Raw genomic sequence first — 16,901 nt, forward strand, 5'->3', positions numbered from 1 at the left:
GAGCGTTGGCCAGCTCTGGGCCAGCGACTGACAGAGCGAGGAAGTACCGCCGACAACCCAGGCGAAACGCCCCCACTCCATAAAAATGATTGCTGATGCTATCAGAGACGCAGGCGCCCGCCACGACTGCGTGCCGCTCCCAGACCATGGGGCAGCAGGCTGGAACGGGTATGAGCATGGCAGATGGCAATGGCCAGGGCATCCGAAGCATCGATTTGCGGTTTGCTGGTCAGCTTCAACATATGCATGACCATCATCTGCACCTGCTCCTTGTTGGCCGCACCGGTGCCGACTACGGCCTGCTTGACCTGCGTCGCCGTGTACTCGGCGATTTCCAGACTCTCTTCCGCCCCCGCCACGATAGCGGCGCCACGGGCCTGCCCCAGTTTCAGGGCGGAGTCGGCGTTACGGGCCATGAACACTTTTTCGATACCCATGGTGACCGGGCCATAGGTCTGAATGATCTCCCGCACACCGCGATAGACAATTTGCAGGCGCTCATGCAACTCGCCGGCACCGGTGCGAATACAACCGGAGGCGACGTACTCACAACCACGGCCGGTATCACGAACCACACCGTAACCGGTGATGCGTGAACCGGGGTCGATACCAAGAATTAAAGTCATAACGCCTGCGGATAAATTGAAATAACGCGTCGGCCATGACACCGCTCGCTGTAGGAGCGAGCTCGCTCGCGATGGACCTTAACGATAACGCAACGCTTTAGATTAGCGTCGTTCTCAGGTTTTTCGCGAGCAGGGCTCGCTCCTACAGAAGGAAGCGGGTCAACCGAGCTGCGCGGCCACCGACTCCGGAATTTCCGCGTTGGAATAGACGTTTTGCACGTCATCCAGGTCTTCGAGCATGTCGATCAGCTTGAGGACTTTCTCGGCACCCTCCAGATCGAGCTCGGCGCTGGTGGTCGGCAACATGACGATTTCCGCGTCGTCACCTTTGAAACCCGCCGCTTCCAGTGCGTTACGCACGGAATAGAAACCGGCAAACGAGGTGAACACATCGATGGAACCGTCTTCGTTGGTCACCACGTCATCGGCGTCGGCTTCCATGGCCGCTTCCATCAACGCGTCTTCATCCACGCCGGCAGCGAAGGAAATCTGCCCCTTGCGCTCGAACAGATAGGCCACCGAACCGTCAGTCCCGAGGTTGCCACCGCACTTGCTGAACGCGTGACGAACAGCGGCTGCAGTGCGATTACGGTTGTCGGTCATGCATTCGACCATCACTGCCACGCCGCCAGGACCGTAGCCCTCATAGGTCAATTCGACCACATCATCGGTATCGGCAGCGCCGGTACCGCGGGCGACAGCACGATCGATGATGTCACGACTCATGTTCGCACCCAGGGCCTTGTCCAGCGCCAGACGCAGCCGCGGGTTGGAGCCCGGATCACCGCCACCCTGACGGGCTGCGACGGTCAGCTCGCGAATCCACTTGGTGAAGATCTTGCCTCTCTTGGCATCCTGACGTTCTTTGCGGTGCTTGATGTTCGCCCACTTGGAATGACCTGCCATAACTCGCTCCGAATTCTCTTTGAAACATTGCCCGCCACGCCATGATGCGCCAACCGGCAAATAAAAATCCCGACCCGTTTTCGATCTTTACAGATAGAAAAAAGGCGCATCCGAAGATGCGCCTTCAGGTCGACCTTACTCAGCCTTGGGCGTTTCGCGCAAACGAATGTGCAACTCGCGCAATGCCTTGGCATCCACCTGGCCCGGTGCCTGAGTCATGACGTCCGCCGCGCTCTGGGTTTTCGGGAAGGCGATCACTTCACGGATCGACTGGGCGCCGGTCATCAACATCACCAGACGGTCCAGACCGAAGGCCAGACCACCGTGCGGCGGCGCGCCGTACTTCAGGGCGTCGAGCAGGAAGCCGAATTTCTCTTCCTGTTCGGCTTCATTGATACCCAGCAGACGGAACACCGACTGTTGCATCTCTTTGCGGTGGATACGGATCGAACCGCCACCCAGTTCGGTGCCGTTCAACACCATGTCGTAGGCACGGGACAGAGCGCCAGCCGGGTTGGCTTCCAGCTCTTGCGGGGTGCACTTCGGTGCGGTGAACGGGTGGTGCAAGGCGGTGAAGCTGCCGTCGTCGTTTTCTTCGAACATCGGGAAGTCGACGACCCACATTGGCGCCCACTTGCAAGTCAGCAGGTCCAGGTCATGGCCCAGTTTGATCCGCAGCGCGCCCAGGGCCTCGCTGACGATCTTGGCTTTGTCGGCGCCGAAGAACACGATATCGCCGTCGACCGCACCGACGCGATCGAGGATCACGTTGAGGTTGTCTTCAGGGATGTTCTTCACGATTGGCGACTGCAGGCCTTCAACACCCTTGGCGCGCTCGTTGACCTTGATGTACGCCAGACCCTTGGCACCGTAGATGCCGACGAACTTGGTGTAGTCGTCGATCTGCTTGCGCGGCATGCTCGCCCCGCCAGGTACGCGCAAGGCAGCGATACGGCATTTCGGATCATTGGCCGGGCCGCTGAACACCTTGAAATCGACTTCCTTGAGCTGATCAGCCACGTCCACCAGTTCCAGCGGGTTACGCAGGTCTGGCTTGTCGGAACCGTAGCGGCGCATGGCTTCTTCGAAGGTCATGTGCGGGAACTCGCCGAATTCCAGGCCCAGCACTTCCTTGAACAGGTTGCGGATCATTTGCTCGGTCAGGCCCATGATCTCTTTTTCATCGAGGAAGCTGGTCTCGATGTCGATCTGGGTGAATTCCGGCTGACGGTCGGCCCGCAGGTCTTCGTCACGGAAGCACTTGGCGATCTGGTAGTAACGGTCGAAGCCGGCCACCATCAGCAGTTGCTTGAACAGCTGCGGCGATTGCGGCAAGGCGAAGAAGGAACCGGCGTGAGTACGGCTCGGCACCAGGTAGTCGCGAGCACCTTCAGGAGTGGCACGGGTCAGGATCGGCGTCTCGACGTCGAGGAAGCCGTTCTCGTCCAGGAAGCGACGGATACTGGTGGTCATGCGCGAACGCAGACGCAGCTTCTCGGCCATTTCCGGGCGACGCAGGTCGAGGAAGCGATAGCGCAGGCGGGTTTCTTCGCCGACGTCGGAGAACTCGTTCAGCGGGAACGGCGGGGTTTCCGATTCGTTCAGCACTTCGAGTTCATAGCCGAGGACTTCGATCATGCCCGACGCCATGTTGGCGTTGGTCGCACCGGCCGGACGCAGGCGAACCTTGCCGGTGATCTTCACGACGTACTCGCTGCGCACGCGATCGGCAGCAGCGAAGGTTTCAGCGCGGTCCGGATCGAACACGACCTGGGCCAGACCGTCACGATCACGGATATCGAGGAAAATCACCCCACCGTGGTCACGGCGACGGTGGACCCATCCGCAAAGGGTAATTTCCTGGCCGTCCAGGCTTTCGTTCAGTTGGCCGCAATAATGGCTGCGCATCATGGTCGTGTTTTCACTTCTCGTAATTCGAAATTCGGTGGAGATCCTACAGCAGCCCCGTCTTTAAAAAGTCGTCGGGTGATGCAAGAGCTCACGCGTGTGGTTCAACCCAGGGTCCAGACCTTAGTCAGCTTTGTCGCCGCCGGCCAGGTTCTTCTTGGAACCGGTCTTGAAATCGGTTTCGTACCAACCGGTGCCGCTGAGGCGGAAGCCCGGCATGGACAGCAGTTTTTTAAGCTCTGGCGCCTGACAGGCAGGGCAGTCGACCAGCGGTGCATCGCTGATCTTTTGAATGGCTTCCAACTGATGACCACAGGAAGCACATTGATAATCGTACATCGGCATGGAGGTTGTCTCGGCGATCAGATTGCTACCGCACACGCAGGGTTTTGCGGCAAAGAGCGGGATTATATCCATTAAATGCGGCCTGTGCAGCCGTAAGACAGCACAGACCGACACTCTGCCGCTTTCGCTGTCCAGACTAGGTCGTGACGATGCAGCCCCCTTCCCTGAGACTGTGCACGACACAGACAACCCGCACCAACCCGCTGAAATTCCTTACCCCACCGTGACGCAAGTGAACTTCGCGATCCACATGAGATAACAGGCTGCTGACCGAGCAACAATTGACCCGGGCCATTTCCCCCAAAATCTCCCAATAAACCTGCTCAAGCCGCAAACAGGTGGCGAAGCCATTCAATCGTACGGAGCGGGACAAGGGCTGGGCCAACCCCATATCGAACTCACGAACGAACGGGTCAACCCTTACATTTTTGTGCGAACCGTATCGCCTCTCTTCTTGCCTTTCATAAACCATAACGCTGACACTCCTTTGCCATCCTGGTTTCCTTAAGAGCAACTGTCTGTCGACTTATAAAAACGCAGATACAAAGGTATATCCAGACGACTTTATGACCCTCGGCGTAGGATAAGCCAACAACTGTTGGCAGCCCCTGGAGAACGTCCTACTCCGGACATTTTCCCACGCAGCGAAGTGACACCCCCTTCAGAAGCACAGTATTGAATGGCGTAGGAAAGAAGAGCGCGAATAACACTTCAAGGCGTCATCCGCGCACGCAAGCGTTACTGATCCAGCAGAGTGCGAAGCATCCACGCCGTTTTTTTTCATGCACCTGCATACGCCGGGCAGCAAGTCGGCCGCCTTGCCACAGCTCCGAAACTTCGGGCAACCTGCGGCAAATCGCCCCAAAAGAGCCGCCGGACGCCCTGATTTGAGTAGCCCGCGGCTTTGCTGTTAAATAGACAGCGTGTCGCCAGTGCCTATTTTTCCGGGTACGGCGCATAGGCTGATACCGGGTACGTGTCCAACGCCTCTTTATTGTTTTGAAGCGAACCGTGCGCCATCAGCTCTTCCTTGTGAGCTGTCTTAACGTGAGTTAATCAAAATGTTGAAAATCGTCCATCTACTGATAGGCGCAGCGGCCTTGCTGCTGTCCTTCATCCCGAGCCTGCGGTCCGAGGCTTTACCTTACCTGCAACAACCCGATGCTCTGTACCTGGCCTTTTTCGGCCTGCTCAACCTCACACTTGCACCTGTCATCCCTTACTGGAACAAAGGCCCGCGCCATCAACTGCAAAACCTGGTCAGCGCCCTGCTGGTTCTGGCTGTGGTCCTGCAAACCCTGACGCTGATCGCACCGATGCCTGTCATCGCCGGTCAACCCGCCGTTCTGTTCAGCCTGATCGCCGCCGTGGTTGCTGTTTTTCTGCACCTGGCCATCAGTTTCTACAAGTCATCACCGGTCGCCGCCTCGCCAAGCTACGACATGAGCAACCGCGATACCGGCACCGTCAAGTGGTTCAACACGTCCAAAGGCTTCGGCTTTATTTCCCGCGACTCCGGTGACGATATTTTCGTGCACTTCCGGGCCATTCGTGGCGAAGGCCACCGCGTCCTGGTCGAAGGCCAGCGCGTGGAGTTCTCCGTCATGAATCGTGACAAGGGCCTGCAAGCCGAAGATGTGATCGCCGCACTGCCGCGCCGCTGATTCAAGGCTAAAAAAAACCGCGTACAGCCCGAGCTGTTCGCGGTTTTTTTATGCTTGCGCCTTGTTTAATAGTGCGGCGGCGGCGCTTCCTCCTCGAATGACTCGAACTGGCCGACCATTTCCTCCTGCCGCTTGAGCAGTGCAGCCATTTGCAGCTGCAGACGCTCGACCACCCGCTGTTGCGCCACCAGCACATCATTCAATGCCTGGATGGTGTCATCCTGAAACGCCAGGCGACTTTCAAGATCGGTAACGCGTTCTTCCAGGCTCATGGTTCAGCCCTCCAGAAACGTAAAATCATCGGTCAAAATCAGACGCAAACGTTCGCGAATGGCGGCGATCTGCTCCGAACCGTAGGGTTTTGCCGGATGCTTACCCCAAACCGGCGCTGGCCAGGCGGCATCTTCGCGCTTGCGCACAATCACATGCATATGCAACTGACTGACAACGTTGCCCAGCGCCGCAACATTCAATTTGTCCGCGTCGAACGAGTCCTTGAGCACTTGCGAAAGCGCCGTCGTCTCCAGCCAAAGCTGCTGCTGGTCTGCGACATCCAACTGAAATATCTCACTGATAGCCTCGCGACGAGGTACCAGGATGAACCAGGGATAGTTCGAGTCGTTGGACAACAGCAACCGGCAGAGCGGAAAGTCCCCGATCGGTAACGTGTCTTGTTGAAGTCGTGAATCTAAAGCGAACACTGCGCGCACTCCCGCCGGGGCATCATTTTCAGCTTAGCGCCCATCCCGAGGGACAGCGCACCAAACGACCGGACGGCAGCATACCTGCGAACGGCGCACGCTTCACGACGAACCTTGCACAGAGCCCATGAGCGCCAGCGAAAGGCTGACAGCCCGCCCCCGGATGAGACATTTTTCGTTGTGGCGCACCATTACAGAACCGACCAGCCAGCAAAAAACGCCGAAGTGACTGATTAACAACAAGGAGTTCGCTTCGAACAAGCGGTCGACCTGGATGAATTCAGTATCAGGCTAAAATTTTTTTGCACCAAAACCGCACCGTGGGTCTACGCTGAATGCTTCGACATCCGCCATCTACTCACTGGCGGGGTGAACCGGTAACATTTTTGCTTGTCATTCAGTGGACCAGAACGGTACAACATGATGTCAGGCAAGGCGTCAAGCCCAAACTAAAGGTGCTTGAACCCCCCGGTTTTATGAGGTTTTTACAGCGTCAGAAGGTCAATGAGAAAAAAACCGCAGCAAAACCCGGATTTGTGCACGCTTGTTGCATTCATACCCAATATCGCCTGAGTGACACCCGCTGGAAGCGGAGGTCTTGAGGCAAAAAAAACAGTGGCAAGGTAGCCCGATGGAGATTCAAACGTTTCACCAGGACTCTTTTTACCGACGCCAAGGTTCAGAAAACAGCATTAATGTTGTCAGCCCGGTTGCGTCGGAGCTGGAAATTTGCGACATCTAGCACGCTGTTTGCGACAGGGTCGTAAAGAAGGCGAAAGGTTAGATACGCAAGTATCGCCAACATTGTCGGCGTGATATAAGTTTGCGCCGACACAAAAAGAAAGAGCCGCCCAGATAATAAACCAGGTGGGACGGCAGTACTCTTCTAAAACCAAAGGAGCAAATCACGATGCGCGTGATGAAGTGGAGCATGATCGCACTGGCAGTTGCAGCAGCAGCCAGTACTCAATTGGCTACGGCCGCCCCTTTCGTAAGTGACCAGGCTGAAGCCAAAGGTTTCGTTGAAGACAGCAAACTCGACTTGCTGGTTCGCAACTACTACTACAACCGTAACAAGAAAAACGGCCAAGTCGATGACAAAGACTGGACCCAGGGCATCCAGGGCATGTACAGCTCGGGCTACACCCAAGGTCTGATCGGTGTTGGCGTTGAAGCTTGGGGCCAACTGGCCATTAAGCTGGACGGCTCCGACAAGTATGCAGGTTCCGGCAACATGTCCGTGGACTCTGATGGCGAAGTCAACAACAGCCAGGGCAAAGCCGGTGCTGCCGCCAAGTTCCGCATCTCCAAGACCGAGCTGAAAATCGGCGACATGCAGCCAAGCACCTCTCCGGTGTTCGCTGTAGGTGGTTCCCGTATCCTTCACCAAACTGCCAGCGGTATCCAACTGCAGAGCAGCGAAGTTACTGACCTCGACCTCGAAGCCGGTCACTTCTACTCGGCAACCAGCCAGGACCGCAACGCTCGTGACGGCGAACTGTTCGCTACTTACGCTGGCGTGACAGCCAACTCCATCGACTACTTCGGTGGCAAGTACGGCATTACCCCGGACTTGAGCGTATCGCTTTACGGTGCCAAGCTCGAAGACGTCTGGAACCAGTACTACGCCAACGCGAACTACACCCTCGCACTGGGCGGCGATAACTCGATCAACTTCGACGGTAACATCTACAACACCAAGGACACCGGTAACGCTAAAGCAGGCGACATCAGCAACACCGCCTACTCCCTGGCTGCTGCTTACTCGTTCCTGAAAGCACACACCCTGACCCTGGCCTTCCAGAAGGTCAACGGCGATACCCCGTTCGACTACATCGGTGTGGGTGACAACAACCGTGGTGGCGACTCGATTTTCCTCGCCAACTCCATCCAGTACTCTGACTTCAACGCCCCTGGCGAGAAGTCGGTACAAGCCCGTTACGACCTGAAAATGGCCGAGTACGGTGTGCCTGGCCTGAGCTTCATGGTTCGTTACGTGAATGGTTGGAACATCGACGGTACCAACACTCCATCGAACAGCACCTACACCGGTCTGTACGGTGCAGACGGCAAACACCACGAAACCAACGTGGAAGCCAAGTACGTCATTCAATCGGGCCCAGCCAAAGACCTGTCGTTCCGCATCCGTCAAGCATGGCACACCGCCAATGCTGACGAAGGCGAAGGCGATATCTCTGAGTTCCGCCTGATCACCGACTACCCGCTCAACATTCTGTAATTGCAGAAAGTTAGTTCGCGGTAATCAAAAAAAGGCCCATCTTCGGATGGGCCTTTTTCGTTGGTGTGACAACAGTGTGTTTAAACGATCAGATCCATGCAGAACATGCCTGACCGAATAGTCAGGCATTGACCAGAAAACCAATCACTGCGCAGCAGATTCCTGAACCACGCGAATAACCCGCTGTGGAAATGGAATATCGATGCCCGCCTCTCTCAGACGATCACGGGACAGTTCGTTGAACATGAACATCACATCCCAATAATCCGCAGTATTCACCCAGACACGCAGGGAAACAGTGATAGAACTGTCACCCAATGTCGAAATGACTGCCTGAGGTGCCGGGTCAGTCAATACACGCGGATCCTTGGCCAGTTCCAGCAACACTTCACGGGCTTTCTGCAAGTCTGCTTCGTAATCAACGCCTACATCAAACACGACCTTGCGGGTCGGCTGACGATTGGTGTTGGTGATGATGCCGTTCGACAGATTGCCGTTGGGCAAGATGATGGTCTTGTTGTCACCGGTACGCAGTACGGTATGGAAAATCTGGATGCTGTCGACGGTGCCGGCGACACCCTGAGCTTCGATCCAGTCGCCGATACGAAACGGACGGAACAGCAAAATCAGCACACCACCGGCGAAGTTCGCCAGGCTACCCTGCAAGGCCAGACCAATGGCCAGACCCGCCGCACCAATCGCCGCCACGAACGAAGTGGTTTCCACACCGATCATCGAAGCCACGCTGACGATCAGCAGGATCTTGAGGATGATGTTCGCCAGGCTGCTGATAAAGCCTTGCAGCGCCAGGTCGGCGTTACGCAATGCAATCAGGCCGCCAAGCTTTTTCGTGACCTTGTTGATCAGCCACCAGCCGATGGCCAGGGTGATGACCGCCAGCAGTACACGACTGCCGTACTCCATGATCATCGGGATCCAGGTTTGGGAAACCTTGACCAGGTTGTCTACCTCAGCATTTAAGTCCATCTGCTTGCTCCTTTTTTCCGGCTATCCGGCACGCGTAAAAAAGCGGCAGAAAGATCGAACCGCGACGGGCTCAATCGTTTCTGCCGATGCTTGGGCCTCCGACGTCGCAAACGCCAAGAGGTTCCCGCTTTCGAGGTCAGTCGCGGAAGTTGTTGAACTGCAGCGGCATACCGAATTCCTTGGCCCGCAGCACGGCAATGGCTTCTTGCAGGTCGTCACGCTTCTTGCCGGTGATGCGCACTTGCTCACCCTGGATTGCGGCCTGGACCTTGAGCTTGGCGTCTTTGACGTGAGCGACGATCTTCTTTGCCAGCTCCTTGTCGATGCCTTCCTTGAGGACGGCGTCCTGCTTCATCAGCTTGCCCGACGCAAAAGCATCCTTGACCTCAAGGCACTGCACGTCGATTTTGCGCTTGACCAGCGCCAGCTTGAGGATCTCAATCATTGCTTCGAGCTGGAAATCCGCTTCCGCGGTCAGGTTGACGGTCAGGTCTTTTTCCTTGAACTCGAAGCTGCCTTTGCCTTTCAGGTCATAACGACGATCGAGTTCCTTGACGGCGTTCTCGACCGCGTTGGTGACTTCGTGTTTGTCCAGTTCGGATACCACGTCGAACGACGGCATGTAATCTCTCCAAATATAAAGGCGTACCGATGGAGCACGCCTGGCTTGCGGTTAAAATCCGCGCTGATTATAACGGGTCTTTCCCATCATTCACTGTGAGCTGCCGATGCACGCCTTAAACAGAGCAAAAAGCTGATGTCCACCACCTGGCATGTTCTGGGCGCCGGCAGCCTCGGCACTTTATGGGCGACACGTCTGGCACGGGCCGGAGTGCCAGTCAGGCTGATCCTGCGGGACACAGCGAGGCTGCAAGCCTATGAGGCGGCTGGTGGATTGACACTGGTGGAACACGGCGAGGCGCAACACTATGCCGTACCCGCCGAGACCGCCGACAGCACGCAGCCGATCAACCGCCTGCTGGTGGCCTGCAAAGCCTACGATACCGAAAGTGCGGTGGCCCGGCTGGCGCCCCGCCTGGCCCCCGGCGCCGAACTGATCCTGCTACAAAATGGCCTGGGCAGTCAGGACGCGGTGGCGGCACAGGTGCCTCAGGCACGTTGCATCTGTGCGTCGAGCACCGAAGGCGCCTTTCGCGATGGCGACTGGCGCGTGGTGTTTGCCGGGCATGGTTTCACCTGGCTGGGGGATGCCAGCCATCCAGTGGCACCGATCTGGCTCGATGACCTGAGCGCTGCCGGCATCCCTCACGAGTGGAGCACGGAGATTCTGACCAGGCTGTGGCGCAAGCTCGCCCTCAACTGTGCGATCAATCCGCTGACGGTGCTGCACGATTGCCGCAACGGCGGTTTACAGCAACATCACTGCGAAGTCGCCACCCTGTGCGGTGAACTGGTGGAGTTGCTTGACCGTTGTGGTCAGCCGGCAGCGGCCGAAAACCTGCAACAGGAAGTCGAGCGGGTGATTCACGCCACCGCAGCGAATTACTCCTCGATGCACCAGGACGTCACGAGCCAGCGCCGCACAGAAATCAGCTACCTGTTGGGTTACGCCTGCAAAGTGGCCGGGCGCCATCAACTGAACCTGCCTCACCTCAATCAGCTTGAGTCGAGGTTGATTGCTCGCCTGCAAAGCCTTGGATTGCCCAGCGACTGAGCAGCGGCTACGCTGGCCACTTGTTCCTTTTCAGCGATGAACCCGATGCCATTGCGCCAGCGCCTTGAAAACCTGCCTGTCGGCCAGAAACTGCTGGCCGCCCTGCTGGTCCTGTTGACCACTGTCCTGCTGGTCGCCAACCTGACCTTCATCAGCGCCGCCTACTACATCTCCCAGGAAAGCATGGCACCACAGGCCCTGCAGACCATCGGCCGACTGGTGTCGAACCCGAGCCTGGTGTCCGAAGCCCTGGAGTCGCCGCAAAGCGCCGAGCGTCTGCTTAACGAACTCAACAGTTATTCACCGCTGCGCGCGGCAGTCCTGTATGACGGCAAGGGCGAGCAGTTGGCGCAACTGCAGAGCGGCGACAAACTGGAGCTGCCGAAACGGTTCCAGCATATCGAAGACTGGCAGGTGACCGAGTTTCGCAGCAACCAGGTCATCACCCTGCCCCGCCCCGGAACCGCACCGGGGCATTTGCTGTTGGTGGCCAGCAGCGAACTGCCGGTGGCGTTCTACACCGGGACCCTGACGGCCAGCCTGGGGATTCTGATTTTCAGTGTACTGCTCTGGCTGGTCATTGCCCGTCAGATCAAGCGCCTGATTACCCGGCCGATCCATCAGCTCGAAGAACTGTCCCGGCAGGTGACCCGCGAAGAGAACTATTCCCTGCGCGCCTCTCGCGGCAACCATGATGAAATCGGCAGCCTCGCCGAAGCGTTCAACACCATGCTTTCGCGGATCGAGGCCCGGGAGCAGCAACTCAAGCGGGCCAGGGACGACTCCCAGGCCGCCTACGACCAGGCCCAGGGGCTGGCCGAAGAAACCCGGCACACCAACCGAAAACTGGAACTCGAAGTCCAGGTGCGCAGCAAGATCGAGAAAAAGCTCACCGGTTTTCAGAACTACCTCAACAGCATCATTGACTCGATGCCGTCAGCACTGATCGCCCTCGACGAACAGCTCTACGTGACGCAATGGAACCAGGAGGCCAGCGCCCTGTCCGGTACACGCCTCGACGAAGCCCTGAACCAGCCAATCTTCCTTGCCTTTGAACCGCTCAAGCCGTTCTTGCCGCAACTCAAGCAAACGGTCGAGCAACATACAGTGGCCAAAATCGAACGTGTCACTTGGCTCAAGGATGAAGAGCCCCGCCACTATGCCCTGACCTTCTATCCGTTGATGGGCGGTGCCGGGCGCGGCGTGGTGATCCGGATCGACGACATCACCCAGCGCCTGTCCCTGGAAGAGATGATGGTGCAGTCGGAGAAAATGCTCTCGGTCGGTGGCCTTGCCGCCGGCATGGCCCACGAGATCAACAACCCCCTGGGTGCAATCCTGCATAACGTGCAAAACATCCGCCGACGCCTGTCACCCGATCTGCCGAAGAACCTTGAACTGGCTGAACACGCCGGAATCGAACTGGCGACGGTCAACCAGTATCTGCAAATCCGCGAGGTGCCACAGTTGCTTGACGGCATCCAGCAGGCCGGTGCCCGGGCGGCGAAAATTGTCACCCACATGCTCAGTTTCAGCCGCCGCAGCACCCGCCAGATGGCCCCGTGCGATTTGCCCGCGCTGATCGACCAGGCGGTGGAGATCGCCAGCAACGATTTTGACCTGGCAATCGGCTTCGACTTCAAGGGCCAGGCCATCATTCGTCAGTTCGATCCGGCGCTGGGTCCGGTACCCGGCACCGCCAACGAACTGGAGCAGGTGCTGCTCAACCTGTTGAAAAACGCCGCGCAAGCCATTCACCAGCGCGAAGACGACAGCGAACCGGGGCGGATCACTCTGCGCACCAGGCTCAATCCGCCGTGGGCGGAAATTCAGGTAGAGGACAACGGCATCGGCATGAGCGAAAGCGTGCGCAAACGGACTTTCGAGCCGTTCTTCACAACGAAGGAAATCGGCCAAGGCACCGGCCTTGGGCTATCGGTGTCGTATTTCATCATCACCAACAACCACAAGGGGCAGATGGAAGTGCAATCGACTCTGGGCCAAGGCACTTGCTTCACCTTGCGCCTGCCCCTGGCAAACACGCCACCTGTCTCGCAAGAACTCAATCTGCTATCGAGGTAACCATGGGCTTTCGTTTGTCGAAGATTTACACCCGCACTGGCGACAAAGGCGAGACCGGGCTGGGCGATGGCCGTCGCGTACCCAAGGATCACCCGCGGATCGAGGCCATTGGCGAAGTCGATACGCTGAACAGTCAGGTGGGCGTGTTGCTGGCCGGATTGGCGGCGCAAACGCACACCTTTACAGGCTTGCAGGAAGTGATCGATGTTTTGGCACCTTGCCAGCATCGATTGTTCGACCTTGGCGGCGAACTGGCGATGCCGGTGTATCAGGCGTTGAATGCAGCAGAAATCGAACGTCTGGAAGCCGCGATCGATGTGTGGAATGAAGAGTTGGGACCACTGGAAAACTTCATCTTGCCCGGTGGCTCGGCGCTGATTGCCCAGGCTCATGTCTGCCGCAGCCTGGCGCGCAGTGCCGAGCGGCGGTGTCAGCAGCTAAATGCGATTGAACCGCTGGCCGGGGTTGGACTGGCGTATATCAATCGATTGTCGGATTTGTTGTTTGTGGTGGCGCGACTGATTGCCAAGCGTCAGGGCGTGGCGGAGATTCTTTGGCAGCCGGCTGCGAAACCTGAGGTTTAGTCGGCGCCTGTCAGGCCCTCATCGCGAGCAAGCTCGCTCCCACAGTGGATTTGTGGCGATCACAAAACCTGTGGGAGCGAGCTTGCTCGCGATGAAGCCGTTTGCATCACCGGAAAATCAGGCGTCAGGCCAAAACGCCCGAATCCCCGCCACCCCTTGCGCGCCCGCAGCCCAAGCCTTCTCGACCTCTGCCGGGCCAACACCGCCGAGCAGAAACACCGGCTTGCTGAACCCTTCGATCAAGCTCGAGGCCTGCTCCCAACCCAACGGCTCGGCGCCCGGGTGAGTCAAAGTGGGTTGAACCGGCGACAGGGTCACGAAATCCACCCCCATCTGTTCGGCCAGCGCCAGCTCTTGCGCGTTATGGCACGACGCCGCCAGCCAGCGCGATGCCGGTAGCGGTCGGCCAGCCGCTGCGTACTTGCGCAGCTGCGCCGAAGTAATGTGCCAACCCGCGGACGGGAAGTCGCCCAGCCATTCGAACGGCCCCTTGATCATCAACTGCGCCTTGCCGGCACACAGCCCTGCCGCATCCACGGCCAGGTCGCGGTATTTCGGGTCGTAGCCGTTCGGTGCACGCAACTGGATCAGCTTGATGCCGCCGGCAATGGCCTTCTGAATACCACGCAGCAATGCCGGTGCTTCCAGATCTTCCGGCGTGATCAGGTACTGAGGGGGCAACTTCGCGGCCGCGACGATCGGCTGATTGGCCGCCGGAAACTCGTAACCCGACAAGTCGCGGGGCGCCACCCAGGCCAGCGGTTGGCCTTCGGCGCCGTGAGGCTCGCCGGTAAACGACGAGACTTCCCAGACATCCAGCAACACTTGCTTGTCCGGGTAATCGTGCCGGATCTTGATCAGCGGGCGCGCAGCGCCGACCACGATACCCAGCTCTTCATGAAGTTCGCGGGCCAGTGCGGTTTCGACCGACTCGTCGGCCTCGACCTTACCGCCTGGAAACTCCCATAAGCCGCCCTGGTGCTGTGAGTCGGCACGACGGGCGATCAGGATTTGGCCACTGCCATCGCGGATGACGGCGGCGGCGACATGGACTCGTTTCACTTTTCCAACTCCTCCAGTCCGGCCTTCTGCCAGGCCTTGAAAGCCGGCCATTGGTAGAGGGTTTCAACGTAGGCTTCGTCAGTTGCAGACAGCTTCACCTGATAGGTGCGCAAGCGCACGGCAATCGGTGCGAAAAACACGTCTGCCAGGGTTGCACGGCCAAACAGGTACGGCCCGGTTTCGGTCGCGGCAGCACGGCATTCGGCCCACAGCGCCGACATGCGATCGAGGTCGGCCTGAACGTCAGCCGGGACCGGCGACAAAGGGGCGTCATGGCTCAGGTCAAACGGCATGTTGCCGCGCATGGCGAAGAATCCGCTGTGCATCTGTGCACACGCCGAGCGCGCCTGGGCACGGGCGGCGATGTCTTTCGGCCAGAGGCCGGCGGCCGGAAACTGTTCTGCCAGGTATTCGGCAATCGCCAGAGAGTCGGCGATGGTGCCGTGTTCGGTTTTCAACAGCGGGACCTTGCCGGTGGGCGAATGCTTAAGCAGACGCTCGCGGGTGTCCGGCTGGTTCAGTTTGATCAGTTCTTCGGTGTAGGCAGCGCCAGTCAGATCGAGAGCCAGGGCGCCGCGCAGGGACCAGGAAGAAAGCAGTTTGTCGCCGATGATCAGGTGCAGGCTCATATTCGGGACCTTTTGATGAGGGGGACAGGCCAAAATCTCTAGCGTCTGGTCATCCGTCATCGCGGGCAAGCCCGCTCCCACAGGTTCAGCGGCGTACACAATGGTTGTGTTCAACGCGGTCACTGTGGGAGCGAGCCTGCTCGCGATAGGGGCGACTCGGTCTTACGTACGGTACTCGGCGTTGATTTTCACGTACTCGTGGGACAGGTCGGTGGTCCAGATGGTTTCGCTGCAATCGCCACGACCCAGTTCGATACGAATGGTGATTTCTTCCTGCTGCATCACCGCCGCGCCCTGGGCTTCGGTGTAGGTCGCGGCGCGCGCGCCACGGCTGGCAATGCACACGTCACCGAGGAATACGTCGATCTTGCTCACGTCCAGGTTCGGCACACCGGCACGACCAACAGCGGCCAGGATACGGCCCCAGTTCGGGTCGGAAGCAAACAATGCGGTCTTGATCAGCGGCGAGTGAGCCACGGTGTAACCAACGTCCAGGCATTCCTGGTGATTGCCGCCGCCGTTGACTTCAACGGTCACGAATTTGGTCGCGCCTTCGCCATCGCGCACGATGGCCTGGGCCACGTCCATGCACACTTCGAACACCGCTTGCTTCAACTTGGCGAACAACTCGCCCTCGGCGCGGGTGATTTCCGGCAGCGCAGCCTGACCGGTGGCGATCAGCATGCAGCAATCGTTGGTCGACGTATCACCATCGATGGTGATGCGATTGAACGACTTGTTGGCGCCATCGAGCATCAGGTTTTGCAGAACGTCGCGGGATACCTTGGCGTCGGTGGCAATGTAGCCGAGCATGGTCGCCATGTTCGGGCGAATCATGCCGGCGCCTTTGCTGATGCCGGTAACGGTGATGGTCACACCGTCGTGCTGGAACTGACGGCTGGCACCTTTTGGCAGGGTGTCGGTGGTCATGATGCCGGTGGCGGCAGCTTCCCAGTTGTGGATCGACAGATCATCGAGGGCAGCCTGCAGCGCGCCTTCGATTTTCTCGACCGGCAGCGGCTCGCCAATCACACCGGTGGAGTACGGCAGCACCTGGCTGGCATCGACACCGGTCAGTTCCGCCAACCTGGCGCAGGTGCGCTCGGCGGCGGCCAGGCCAGGTTCGCCGGTGCCGGCGTTGGCATTGCCGGTGTTGGTCAGCAGGTAACGCACAGGGCCTTGCACGCGTTGCTTGGCCAGGATCACCGGAGCAGCGCAAAACGCGTTCAGGGTGAACACGCCGGCAACCGTGGAGCCTTCAACACAGCGCATCACCACAACATCCTTGCGCCCCGGGCGCTTGATACCGGCCGAGGCAATACCGAGTTCAAAACCGGCAACCGGGTGCAACGTTGGCAAAGGACCAAGACCAACAGCCATGAATGCGCTCCTTTATAGATGATGTCAGCACCGCTTCAGGAAAAACGGTGGTTCGAATGGTAAAACGCCGCGACGGCAGAAGCCGGTCGCGGCGCGGGTATTTCAGCGATTGA

Annotated in this window: 17 protein-coding genes; 5 read left to right on the forward strand and 12 right to left on the reverse strand. The window is 58.5% G+C overall.

Annotated elements, in window-relative coordinates; translation table 11 throughout:
• Positions 1-101: 101 nt before the first annotated feature.
• From ruvC to ACEN8Z_RS25760, 5 genes are all read right to left on the reverse strand, one after another.
• Positions 102-626, reverse strand: a complete 525-nt coding sequence (ruvC, locus tag ACEN8Z_RS25740; RefSeq protein WP_007990733.1) for a crossover junction endodeoxyribonuclease RuvC — start codon at positions 624-626, stop codon at positions 102-104.
• 159 nt (positions 627-785) lie between these two features.
• Positions 786-1,532 (reverse strand): YebC/PmpR family DNA-binding transcriptional regulator, encoded by a 747-nt coding sequence (locus ACEN8Z_RS25745; protein WP_007995641.1) that lies wholly within the window; start codon positions 1,530-1,532, stop codon positions 786-788.
• A 135-nt stretch (positions 1,533-1,667) separates the two neighbouring features.
• Positions 1,668-3,443, reverse strand: coding sequence for an aspartate--tRNA ligase (gene aspS, locus ACEN8Z_RS25750; RefSeq protein ID WP_007995642.1), 1,776 nt, complete (start codon positions 3,441-3,443; stop codon positions 1,668-1,670).
• Between the two features lie 120 nt (positions 3,444-3,563).
• On the reverse strand, positions 3,564-3,785 hold the full coding sequence (locus ACEN8Z_RS25755) for an FmdB family zinc ribbon protein (protein WP_032829812.1): 222 nt from the start codon (positions 3,783-3,785) through the stop codon (positions 3,564-3,566).
• A gap of 136 nt (positions 3,786-3,921) precedes the next feature.
• Positions 3,922-4,257, reverse strand: a complete 336-nt coding sequence (locus tag ACEN8Z_RS25760) for a ribbon-helix-helix domain-containing protein (RefSeq protein ID WP_495596074.1) — start codon at positions 4,255-4,257, stop codon at positions 3,922-3,924.
• Positions 4,258-4,846: 589 nt separating this feature from the next.
• Between ACEN8Z_RS25760 and ACEN8Z_RS25765 the strand changes: the two genes are divergently transcribed.
• On the forward strand, positions 4,847-5,449 hold the full coding sequence (locus tag ACEN8Z_RS25765; protein ID WP_007995644.1) for a cold-shock protein: 603 nt from the start codon (positions 4,847-4,849) through the stop codon (positions 5,447-5,449).
• A 65-nt stretch (positions 5,450-5,514) separates the two neighbouring features.
• Here ACEN8Z_RS25765 and ACEN8Z_RS25770 read toward each other — a convergent pair whose 3' ends face one another.
• Together ACEN8Z_RS25770 and ACEN8Z_RS25775 are read right to left on the reverse strand one after the other, a co-directional pair.
• Positions 5,515-5,721, reverse strand: coding sequence for a SlyX family protein (locus ACEN8Z_RS25770; RefSeq protein WP_007977339.1), 207 nt, complete (start codon positions 5,719-5,721; stop codon positions 5,515-5,517).
• 3 nt (positions 5,722-5,724) lie between these two features.
• Positions 5,725-6,150 (reverse strand): HIT domain-containing protein, encoded by a 426-nt coding sequence (locus tag ACEN8Z_RS25775; RefSeq protein ID WP_495596075.1) that lies wholly within the window; start codon positions 6,148-6,150, stop codon positions 5,725-5,727.
• A 910-nt stretch (positions 6,151-7,060) separates the two neighbouring features.
• Between ACEN8Z_RS25775 and ACEN8Z_RS25780 the strand changes: the two genes are divergently transcribed.
• A complete protein-coding gene (locus ACEN8Z_RS25780) occupies positions 7,061-8,389 on the forward strand; it encodes an OprD family porin (RefSeq protein ID WP_495596076.1) in 1,329 nt (442 codons plus the stop codon).
• Positions 8,390-8,533: 144 nt separating this feature from the next.
• Here ACEN8Z_RS25780 and ACEN8Z_RS25785 read toward each other — a convergent pair whose 3' ends face one another.
• Together ACEN8Z_RS25785 and ACEN8Z_RS25790 are read right to left on the reverse strand one after the other, a co-directional pair.
• Complete coding sequence (locus ACEN8Z_RS25785; RefSeq protein ID WP_008000743.1) at positions 8,534-9,376, reverse strand: mechanosensitive ion channel family protein; 843 nt, start codon at positions 9,374-9,376, stop codon at positions 8,534-8,536.
• A gap of 136 nt (positions 9,377-9,512) precedes the next feature.
• The gene (locus tag ACEN8Z_RS25790; RefSeq protein ID WP_007990750.1) at positions 9,513-9,998 is read right to left on the reverse strand and encodes a YajQ family cyclic di-GMP-binding protein; all 486 of its coding nucleotides are present in this window, start codon (positions 9,996-9,998) and stop codon (positions 9,513-9,515) included.
• Between the two features lie 135 nt (positions 9,999-10,133).
• Between ACEN8Z_RS25790 and ACEN8Z_RS25795 the strand changes: the two genes are divergently transcribed.
• Genes ACEN8Z_RS25795 through ACEN8Z_RS25805 form a run of 3 tightly spaced genes read left to right on the forward strand, consistent with a single transcriptional unit; the run spans position 10,134 to position 13,717 of the window.
• Positions 10,134-11,051: a putative 2-dehydropantoate 2-reductase gene (locus ACEN8Z_RS25795; protein WP_008000744.1), complete on the forward strand. Its 918-nt coding sequence runs from the start codon at positions 10,134-10,136 to the stop codon at positions 11,049-11,051.
• A 45-nt stretch (positions 11,052-11,096) separates the two neighbouring features.
• Positions 11,097-13,133 (forward strand): sensor histidine kinase, encoded by a 2,037-nt coding sequence (locus ACEN8Z_RS25800; RefSeq protein WP_495596077.1) that lies wholly within the window; start codon positions 11,097-11,099, stop codon positions 13,131-13,133.
• 2 nt (positions 13,134-13,135) lie between these two features.
• Positions 13,136-13,717 carry a cob(I)yrinic acid a,c-diamide adenosyltransferase gene (locus tag ACEN8Z_RS25805; protein ID WP_495596078.1) on the forward strand — a complete coding sequence of 194 codons (582 nt, stop codon included), beginning with the start codon at positions 13,136-13,138 and terminating at the stop codon, positions 13,715-13,717.
• A 117-nt stretch (positions 13,718-13,834) separates the two neighbouring features.
• Here ACEN8Z_RS25805 and ACEN8Z_RS25810 read toward each other — a convergent pair whose 3' ends face one another.
• From ACEN8Z_RS25810 to argJ, 3 genes are all read right to left on the reverse strand, one after another.
• Positions 13,835-14,779, reverse strand: a complete 945-nt coding sequence (locus ACEN8Z_RS25810) for a Nudix family hydrolase (protein ID WP_495596079.1) — start codon at positions 14,777-14,779, stop codon at positions 13,835-13,837.
• Positions 14,776-15,408 (reverse strand): glutathione S-transferase family protein, encoded by a 633-nt coding sequence (locus ACEN8Z_RS25815; RefSeq protein WP_495596080.1) that lies wholly within the window; start codon positions 15,406-15,408, stop codon positions 14,776-14,778. The genes ACEN8Z_RS25810 and ACEN8Z_RS25815 overlap by 4 nt, the downstream gene beginning before the upstream one ends.
• 162 nt (positions 15,409-15,570) lie before the next feature.
• Entirely contained in the window at positions 15,571-16,788 is a 1,218-nt protein-coding gene (gene argJ, locus ACEN8Z_RS25820; protein ID WP_007990760.1) for a bifunctional glutamate N-acetyltransferase/amino-acid acetyltransferase ArgJ, read from the reverse strand.
• Positions 16,789-16,901: the final 113 nt, after the last annotated feature.

This window comes from Pseudomonas sp. Pseusp10 (genome assembly GCF_059492225.1).

Coding starts and splice junctions, on each gene's coding strand:
- ACEN8Z_RS25780 (WP_495596076.1), top strand. CDS start 7,061: ATGCGCGTGATGAAGTGGAGCATGATCGCACTGGCAGTTGCAGCAGCA.
- argJ (WP_007990760.1), bottom strand. CDS start 16,788: ATGGCTGTTGGTCTTGGTCCTTTGCCAACGTTGCACCCGGTTGCCGGT.
- aspS (WP_007995642.1), bottom strand. CDS start 3,443: ATGATGCGCAGCCATTATTGCGGCCAACTGAACGAAAGCCTGGACGGC.
- ACEN8Z_RS25815 (WP_495596080.1), bottom strand. CDS start 15,408: ATGAGCCTGCACCTGATCATCGGCGACAAACTGCTTTCTTCCTGGTCC.
- ACEN8Z_RS25800 (WP_495596077.1), top strand. CDS start 11,097: ATGCCATTGCGCCAGCGCCTTGAAAACCTGCCTGTCGGCCAGAAACTG.
- ACEN8Z_RS25790 (WP_007990750.1), bottom strand. CDS start 9,998: ATGCCGTCGTTCGACGTGGTATCCGAACTGGACAAACACGAAGTCACC.
- ACEN8Z_RS25760 (WP_495596074.1), bottom strand. CDS start 4,257: ATGGTTTATGAAAGGCAAGAAGAGAGGCGATACGGTTCGCACAAAAAT.
- ACEN8Z_RS25795 (WP_008000744.1), top strand. CDS start 10,134: ATGTCCACCACCTGGCATGTTCTGGGCGCCGGCAGCCTCGGCACTTTA.
- ACEN8Z_RS25745 (WP_007995641.1), bottom strand. CDS start 1,532: ATGGCAGGTCATTCCAAGTGGGCGAACATCAAGCACCGCAAAGAACGT.
- ACEN8Z_RS25770 (WP_007977339.1), bottom strand. CDS start 5,721: ATGAGCCTGGAAGAACGCGTTACCGATCTTGAAAGTCGCCTGGCGTTT.
- ruvC (WP_007990733.1), bottom strand. CDS start 626: ATGACTTTAATTCTTGGTATCGACCCCGGTTCACGCATCACCGGTTAC.
- ACEN8Z_RS25755 (WP_032829812.1), bottom strand. CDS start 3,785: ATGCCGATGTACGATTATCAATGTGCTTCCTGTGGTCATCAGTTGGAA.
- ACEN8Z_RS25805 (WP_495596078.1), top strand. CDS start 13,136: ATGGGCTTTCGTTTGTCGAAGATTTACACCCGCACTGGCGACAAAGGC.
- ACEN8Z_RS25785 (WP_008000743.1), bottom strand. CDS start 9,376: ATGGACTTAAATGCTGAGGTAGACAACCTGGTCAAGGTTTCCCAAACC.
- ACEN8Z_RS25765 (WP_007995644.1), top strand. CDS start 4,847: ATGTTGAAAATCGTCCATCTACTGATAGGCGCAGCGGCCTTGCTGCTG.